The 6556-nt window shown below is 37.3% G+C and carries 6 protein-coding genes; 5 read left to right on the top strand and 1 reads right to left on the bottom strand.

All coding sequences use genetic code 11. The features are described from left to right. Nucleotides 1-24 precede the first annotated feature (24 nt). The 5 genes from RG571_RS07380 (at nucleotide 25) to RG571_RS07360 (ending at nucleotide 5791) form a co-directional block, all read left to right on the top strand. Nucleotides 25-402, top strand: a complete 378-nt coding sequence (locus RG571_RS07380; protein WP_002298948.1) for a hypothetical protein — start codon at nucleotides 25-27, stop codon at nucleotides 400-402. 606 nt (nucleotides 403-1008) lie between these two features. Then, nucleotides 1009-1623 carry an SIS domain-containing protein gene (locus RG571_RS07375; RefSeq protein ID WP_002287124.1) on the top strand — a complete coding sequence of 205 codons (615 nt, stop codon included), beginning with the start codon at nucleotides 1009-1011 and terminating at the stop codon, nucleotides 1621-1623. Nucleotides 1624-2396: 773 nt separating this feature from the next. After that, nucleotides 2397-4136 (top strand): putative basic amino acid antiporter YfcC, encoded by a 1740-nt coding sequence (gene yfcC / locus RG571_RS07370; RefSeq protein ID WP_002294022.1) that lies wholly within the window; start codon nucleotides 2397-2399, stop codon nucleotides 4134-4136. 156 nt (nucleotides 4137-4292) lie between these two features. Continuing rightward, nucleotides 4293-5477: a beta-aspartyl-peptidase gene (gene iadA, locus RG571_RS07365; RefSeq protein ID WP_002287126.1), complete on the top strand. Its 1185-nt coding sequence runs from the start codon at nucleotides 4293-4295 to the stop codon at nucleotides 5475-5477. A gap of 110 nt (nucleotides 5478-5587) precedes the next feature. Continuing rightward, a complete protein-coding gene (locus tag RG571_RS07360) occupies nucleotides 5588-5791 on the top strand; it encodes a CsbD family protein (protein ID WP_002287127.1) in 204 nt (67 codons plus the stop codon). Between the two features lie 100 nt (nucleotides 5792-5891). Here the strand turns inward: RG571_RS07360 and RG571_RS07355 are convergent, their stop codons facing one another. Then, nucleotides 5892-6554, bottom strand: a complete 663-nt coding sequence (locus tag RG571_RS07355) for an ABC transporter ATP-binding protein (protein WP_002298949.1) — start codon at nucleotides 6552-6554, stop codon at nucleotides 5892-5894. Nucleotides 6555-6556: the final 2 nt, after the last annotated feature.

Genomic DNA, 6556 nt, shown 5'->3' with positions numbered 1-6556 from the left:
TATAAAAAAAGGTGTGTGTTCACTATGGGAAAATTAGTCGCTGTTGCACAGTCGCTGCTTGATATACTCAAGTGGCTGATGGAAGGAAGCAATTGGATATTTGTGTTGCCACTATTGCTTATTAGTCTATTTATCATGTTTCGCATGGTCAGAAAAAAAGAAACGTTTCTGATTTTTATCTGGTATGCAGCATCCGTTGCGGTTGCTACCTTGATGGTTGAATTGGCGTTAGGTAGTTGGGAAGCTTGCGTATTTGCTTTATTTTTTGCTGTACTGTATCTAATCATTTATATCCCATATATGAAAAGAAAGTCTCGGATAGGCAGAAAAGGTAGACATACAACTACTTTTTCTAGTACAGATTCTCTCGAACAAAGTAGAAGAACGAGAAGAAGACGGTAATATTTAGTAGGTATACGCAAAAAAAAAGATAAAATAATGGATAAACTATTGAGATGAGAGATTTATTTAATTGGTGAAAAAAAGCTTTTTTCACTTATATAAAAGAATCTTTTTTAAAGGAATACTTGTTGTATCGGGATAAGCCATTCCTTTTTTTATGTTATTTATATATATATAAATCATACCAATGTTTTTTTGTATTTTCGTGCTTGCACTTGGATAAGAGATTACTTACAATAAATTCAGATAGAAACAGCTGAATAAAAAAGGCTCCCTGACCCTTAGTTGGCGCTAAGAATCAGGGAATGACCAGTCACACACATACACCCTGACCGATCATTTTGCCATAGTCAATGCAGTGCATCGACCTAATTTATTGTACCTAATCTAGGGTGAAAATTCTACCCCTATGTAGATATTTTCCATGGTCTGCACGTTGTTTTATTTGCTATGTCAAGGTATTGGGCGTATTCGTTCAATGCCTTTTTTGTGTTTGAAACAGCAAAGACCACATGTGTTACTGTCTAACTACTGTTTTTTTATGTACTTCCTTAGATTAGGCAGCTGTTTCTATTCATGTCAAGTATAGCTAGGCGGGAGAGATAAATGAGTTTATGTTATTTTGACTATTATCACCAATTGGAAGAGAAATTAAGGATAGAAGAGCCGCTGATGCTTCAAGCTGGCACTTGGATTGCGAAACAAATTAATCAAGGTGGTAGATTGCAGATATATGCTAGCCGCACACTAAGTGGTGTAGCATTTGAATTTTGGGATCAAACCCCGGATCTTGTACCAAGTATATTGATTGAAAATCCAGCCGGAGGTGTCTATGAAACGCTAGAAGGTGCAGGACAGGCAATTATTGATCAGCTTTCTGTCAAATCAGAAGACATTTTTCTTCTTCTTTCGAATGAAGGAAGAAACCCGGCAATCATCGAACTAGCTCAGTGGATCAAAGAAAATGGTCATCCATTAATCATTGTTACTGGATTTGATTTGTCACGAAGTATCAAATCGCAACACAGCAGTGGTTTGCGATTATTTGAATTTGCTGATTTGGTTTTGGACAACCACGCCAATTTACATGATGCAGTCTTGACTTTGCCAAATCTAGATCCAGCGATCTGCGGAACAGCCTCTCTTGCAACGATCTTTTTGCTGCAGCAAGTTTTGTATTTTACAGCAAAACAGCTAGTCCAGGACACAAGTGGAAAATAGTTATCCACATGTTGACAAAGTTCCTTAAAAAAATAATGTTCCACATAAAAATGGAGCGTTTGAAAAAAAGAAAACGATTATTAATGAGGATTAACAACGACTAATTTTTTTATTTTAGTTATTTTAAGATGGATCATCTTTGATTTTAAGCTTGTTTTGTTTAAAGTTTGTTATTTTTATAAGTTGTTTCACAGTTATGAGAAATGAGTTATAAGAATATGTAGTGTCAGAAAAATAAAAAGTAGTGGAAAAAGAGACAAGAAAGAATCCATATGGATTCTTTCTTGTCTCTTAATACACGTTGATGAAAGAGTCTTCCCCAAAACTCTTTACAAAGTAATTATAGTACATTTGTTATCATTATTGCAATGAAGTTTACCTGATATAACAAAATTGTCCAACAGGATACCTTTTTCTAATAGAAAGAAAATACACAAAAATTGAAGGATAGATAATGGATATTTATAAGTGTTTATTATTTTTTTTTGCAATGAAATTCAATTTTTCAATGATTGTAAAATGAAAAAAACAGGACGAGATTTTCTCTAATCTAAAAATAAAAAAAGAATTTTAAGGAAAAACAGAGAAATAAAATACTTAATATAAATGGAAAGAGAAAAAAATAATCATACATAGGAGAAAAAAAGCAAAATAGAAAAAAGTGATTTTCTAATAAATTATTCATGTGGAAATGTCATTTTTACTGTATAATTCATTTGATTATCCATTTTTTATTCATCAAAATTACTGAAAAAAGAAAGGAAGAAATAAATTTGAAGAAAACAAATTCTTCAGGAAAACCGAAACGCGACTTCACTAAATTATCGACACCCCATACGTATGTCATTATTTTTGGTGTAGTCATCTTTGCATGGATACTGACTTTTGTCGTTCCAGCAGGAAAGTTCAGCACGCAAGATATTGAATACAAAGATGCAAATGGCGAAACAAGTACTCGTACTGTTTTACGTCAAGATTCCTTCCGTTATGCTTACGAGCTGGATAAGTCGTATGTGTTTGATCAATTAGAAGAACTGCAAGATCATCCAGCAGAACGTGAAAAACTGGATGTTCCGGAAAAAGGATTGGAAAAAGTCATTGCTGACGGAGAAAAAAATCTTACGCAGGAAAAACTAGATGAAATCTCCTTGACAGATGATGTGCTTTACGATCAGTACGGCGAAAATATCTATGATACTTCTAAAAAATTGCATAAAACAGCCAAAATATGGGGAACAGATGATTTTGGCGGCTTTGGTTTCTTAAATTTTGTTTTTGAAGGACTAGTATCTGGAGATAAGTATGGATCTGCTGTAGGGATCGCTGCATTGATCCTTGTTGTTGGAGGTGCTTTTGGTATTATTATGCGTACCGGAGCGATCGACGCAGGTATCTATGCATTTATCAGTAAAACTAAGGGACTGGAGCGTTTAGCTTTACCGCTATTATTCTTTGCTTTTTCATTCGGTGGCGCTACATTCGGGATGGCAGAAGAGGTAATTCCATTCTCAATGGTGATGGTTCCATTTGTCATTGCGTTAGGATATGACTCGATCGTAGCAGTAACCGTGACTTATGTCGCATCTCAAGTCGGAAATGCGACCTCTTGGATGAGCCCGTTTAGCGTAGCGGTGGCTCAAGGGATTGCTGGAATCCCCGTGTTGTCTGGTGCGACATTCCGATTGATTATGTGGGTAGTTGTTACTGCATTAGCCGCTGGTTATATGATGATATATGCAGAAAAAATCCGTAAAAAACCAGAAAGTTCGTTGACTTACAAATCAGATGATTATTTCCGTTCTCATATCAAAAAGACATCTGATGAAAATAAAAAATTCATGCTTGGGCATAAACTGATCTTATTAGAGATGTTAGTTGTCCTTGTCTGGATCGTTTGGGGCGTGACTCAAAAAGGCTATTACATTCCAGAAATCGCTTCTCAATTCTTTGTGATGGGATTAGTTGCTGGAATCATTGCTGTTCTTTTCAAATTAGATGGAATGAAAGTCAATGACATCGCTTCTTCTTTCCAATCTGGTGCAGCTGATTTAGCTGGTACAGCAATCGTAGTAGGTATGGCCAAAGGGATTCTTCTTGTCTTGGGAGGATCTGATGCATCTGTTCCTTCAGCTTTGAATACGATTTTGCATGGGATCGGGACTGCGTTGACCGGTGTTCCAGCTGTCATTGGTGCTTGGGCGATGTACATCTTCCAAAGTTTGTTCAACTTGGTTGTTACATCAAATTCAGGACAAGCAGCTTTGACTATGCCAATCATGGCTCCACTGGCAGATTTAGTAGGTGTATCTAGACAAGTAGCAGTTCTTGCTTATCAGCTTGGTTCAGGTTTTATGGACGCTTTTACACCCGTATCAGCCAGCTTGATTGGTGTGCTAGGTGTTGCACGGATCGAATGGGCAAAATGGGCAAGATTCCAAATCAAGATGCAAGGATTCCTGTTTGTTTTAGGAACTATTTTCATCATGATTGCCATTGCAATAGGTCTGCAGTAGTACTGGAGACCTGTAAATAAAAAAGTAATCCAAACAGTAGATAAGGACTCCAAGAACCGTCATTTTACGGTAAAATCAAAGGAGTAAAGATTCTATCGTTTGGATTATTTTTTAAGATCCTATCATCAGTTATACTTAAAGAAAGAGGAAAAATGTATGAAAATCATTCGACAAATTGAAGTGTTTGCACCAGATTACTTAGGAAAAATGGATGTACTGATTGCCGGTGGGAAGATTTTGGCTGTAGAAGAACAGCTAGAAGGCGGCTACGAAGGAGTGGAAGTAGAAGAACTTTCAGGTGAGGGAAAAGTACTAACCCCGGGTTTCATTGACTGTCATTTCCATATTTTAGGTGGAGGAGGAGAAGGCGGTTATCAAAATCGAACGCCAGAAGTCACATTGAGCCAATTGACTACAGCTGGTGTAACGACAGTTGTCGGTTGTTTGGGAACAGACGGAGAAGGTAGAGATATGACTGCGTTGATCAGCAAAGCGAAAGGTCTGGAAGCAGAAGGAATCTCCACTTATGTATACGAAGGTTCGTACCGATTGCCGGTAAAAACAGTAACAGATTCTATCATCAAAGACTTTTTGACAATTGATAAAATTATCGGAATCGGAGAAATCGCAGTATCCGATCACCGTTCTTCTCAGCCAAGTTTTGAAGAGTTCGCTCGTGCAGTAGCAGATGCTCGTGTAGGAGGCATGTTATCCGGAAAAGCCGGGATCATCAATGTCCACTTAGGCGGAGGAAAAAGAAAGCTAGAGCTATTGACACGAATCGTAGAAGAAACAGAAATTCCGATCACACAATTTTTGCCTACTCATGCAAATCGCACACCAGAATTATTTGAAGCTTGCGTGGCATTTGCCAAACGTGGTGGCACGATTGACTTCACTGCTAGCGAAGATCCTGATTTTTGGGAGAAGACAGATGGTGAAGTTCGCTTCAGCAAAGCACTGAAACGATTGATCGAGGAAGATGTTTCTTTAGATAATTTCACGATGACCTCAGATGGACAAGGAAGCTTGCCTTATTTTGATGAAAACAATCATTTCCTAGGGTTAGGAGTAGGAAGTGCCAAGGCATTGCTAGTAGGGATCAAAGAAGCTGTGCAAAAAGAAAGTATCCCTTTGGAAATCGCCTTACGAGCTATAACCAGTAATCCAGCACGTATATTGAAATTGGATAAAAAAGGAAAAATCGAAATTGGTGCTGATGCAGATCTGTGTATCTTGGATAAAGAAACGCTTGATATTGATACAGTTATCGCTAAAGGAGAAATAATGGTCCAAGAAAAAGAAGTCAAAGTATGGGGGACTTTCGAAAAAAGTTTTTAATCAACAGCTCTAACTATCTTTTTTAGAAAACGAGCGTTCTGTTTGTCTGTATCTGTTGTTGATGTTACCCTGAAGGTAGATCAATAAACAAACTAAGAGGAGGAAGCACAATGGCAGATTTAAAAGGACGTTCTAAAGATATGAAAGATAAAGTAGTCGGTGAAGGAAAAGAAGCATACGGCAAAGCAACAGACGACAAGAGCAAAGAAACAGAAGGGAAAGCACAATCACTAGGTGCTGACATCAAAGAAAAAGCTCGAAATTTAGGCGACGAAGTCAAAGACAAGTTTTCTCGAAAAGACGAAAAAAAATAAAAACCACTTATTACTAATTGAATCAAGCAAATAAAAAATCCGAACCATATCTGTCTCGCAGATATGGTTCGGATTTTTTATTTGATCATTATCCTGTTTTTTAAACTTCGATTTTTTGAAATTTTTTATTTTTTAGTTCAAAGACTTCATCACAGCTTTTTGCTACTTCAATCTCATGAGTCACGATGATAATACAGCGATTTTGTTCATGGGCGATTTCTTGGAAAAGTTTGACGATATCTTGTGAAGTTGTTTCATCTAGATTTCCAGTAGGCTCATCCGCTACGATTAGTTGATGTTCGCAGCAGATAGCACGAACGATAGCGACTCGCTGCTGCTGACCTCCCGAAAGTTTGGTCACCTGTTTTTTTGCTAATATTTCATCAATTCCTACACGAGCCAGTCGATCTAAAGCAACTTGTCGATAATTCTCTTGCTTGGTCTTAGTGATTTCCATTGCTGCTATGACGTTGTCTAGAGCCGATAAATAAGGAAGCAAGTTGTAAGCTTGGAAAATAATCGAGACATCATTTTTACGATAACTTCTTAACCCGATTTTGTTCAGTGAACGATCTTGATAGTATACCTTTCCTTCTTTTGGTGTATCTAGTCCAGAAATAAGCGAAAGAAAAGTCGTTTTTCCAGAACCACTTGCTCCTAAAATAGCGTACATTTTTCCAGCTTCGAAATTCAGTTCTACATCTTTGTAAAGCGCATCTTGCGGATCTTGATACCAAAATCCCAATTGTTCTGTCCGTAACATCA

Origin of the sequence: Enterococcus sp. FR204 (assembly GCF_031143325.1) — a bacterium.
In the GTDB taxonomy this organism is placed as follows: Bacteria; Bacillota; Bacilli; order Lactobacillales; family Enterococcaceae; genus Enterococcus_B; species Enterococcus_B faecium.
Note: the sequence above shows the minus strand (reverse complement) of the source record. Positions and strands in the feature narration are given on the sequence as shown.

Excerpts from the sequence above, each read along its gene's own strand:
- RG571_RS07380 (WP_002298948.1), top strand. The coding sequence starts at position 25 with ATGGGAAAATTAGTCGCTGTTGCACAGTCGCTGCTTGATATACTCAAG.
- RG571_RS07375 (WP_002287124.1), top strand. The coding sequence starts at position 1,009 with ATGAGTTTATGTTATTTTGACTATTATCACCAATTGGAAGAGAAATTA.
- iadA (WP_002287126.1), top strand. The coding sequence starts at position 4,293 with ATGAAAATCATTCGACAAATTGAAGTGTTTGCACCAGATTACTTAGGA.
- RG571_RS07360 (WP_002287127.1), top strand. The coding sequence starts at position 5,588 with ATGGCAGATTTAAAAGGACGTTCTAAAGATATGAAAGATAAAGTAGTC.
- RG571_RS07355 (WP_002298949.1), bottom strand. The coding sequence starts at position 6,554 with ATGTTACGGACAGAACAATTGGGATTTTGGTATCAAGATCCGCAAGAT.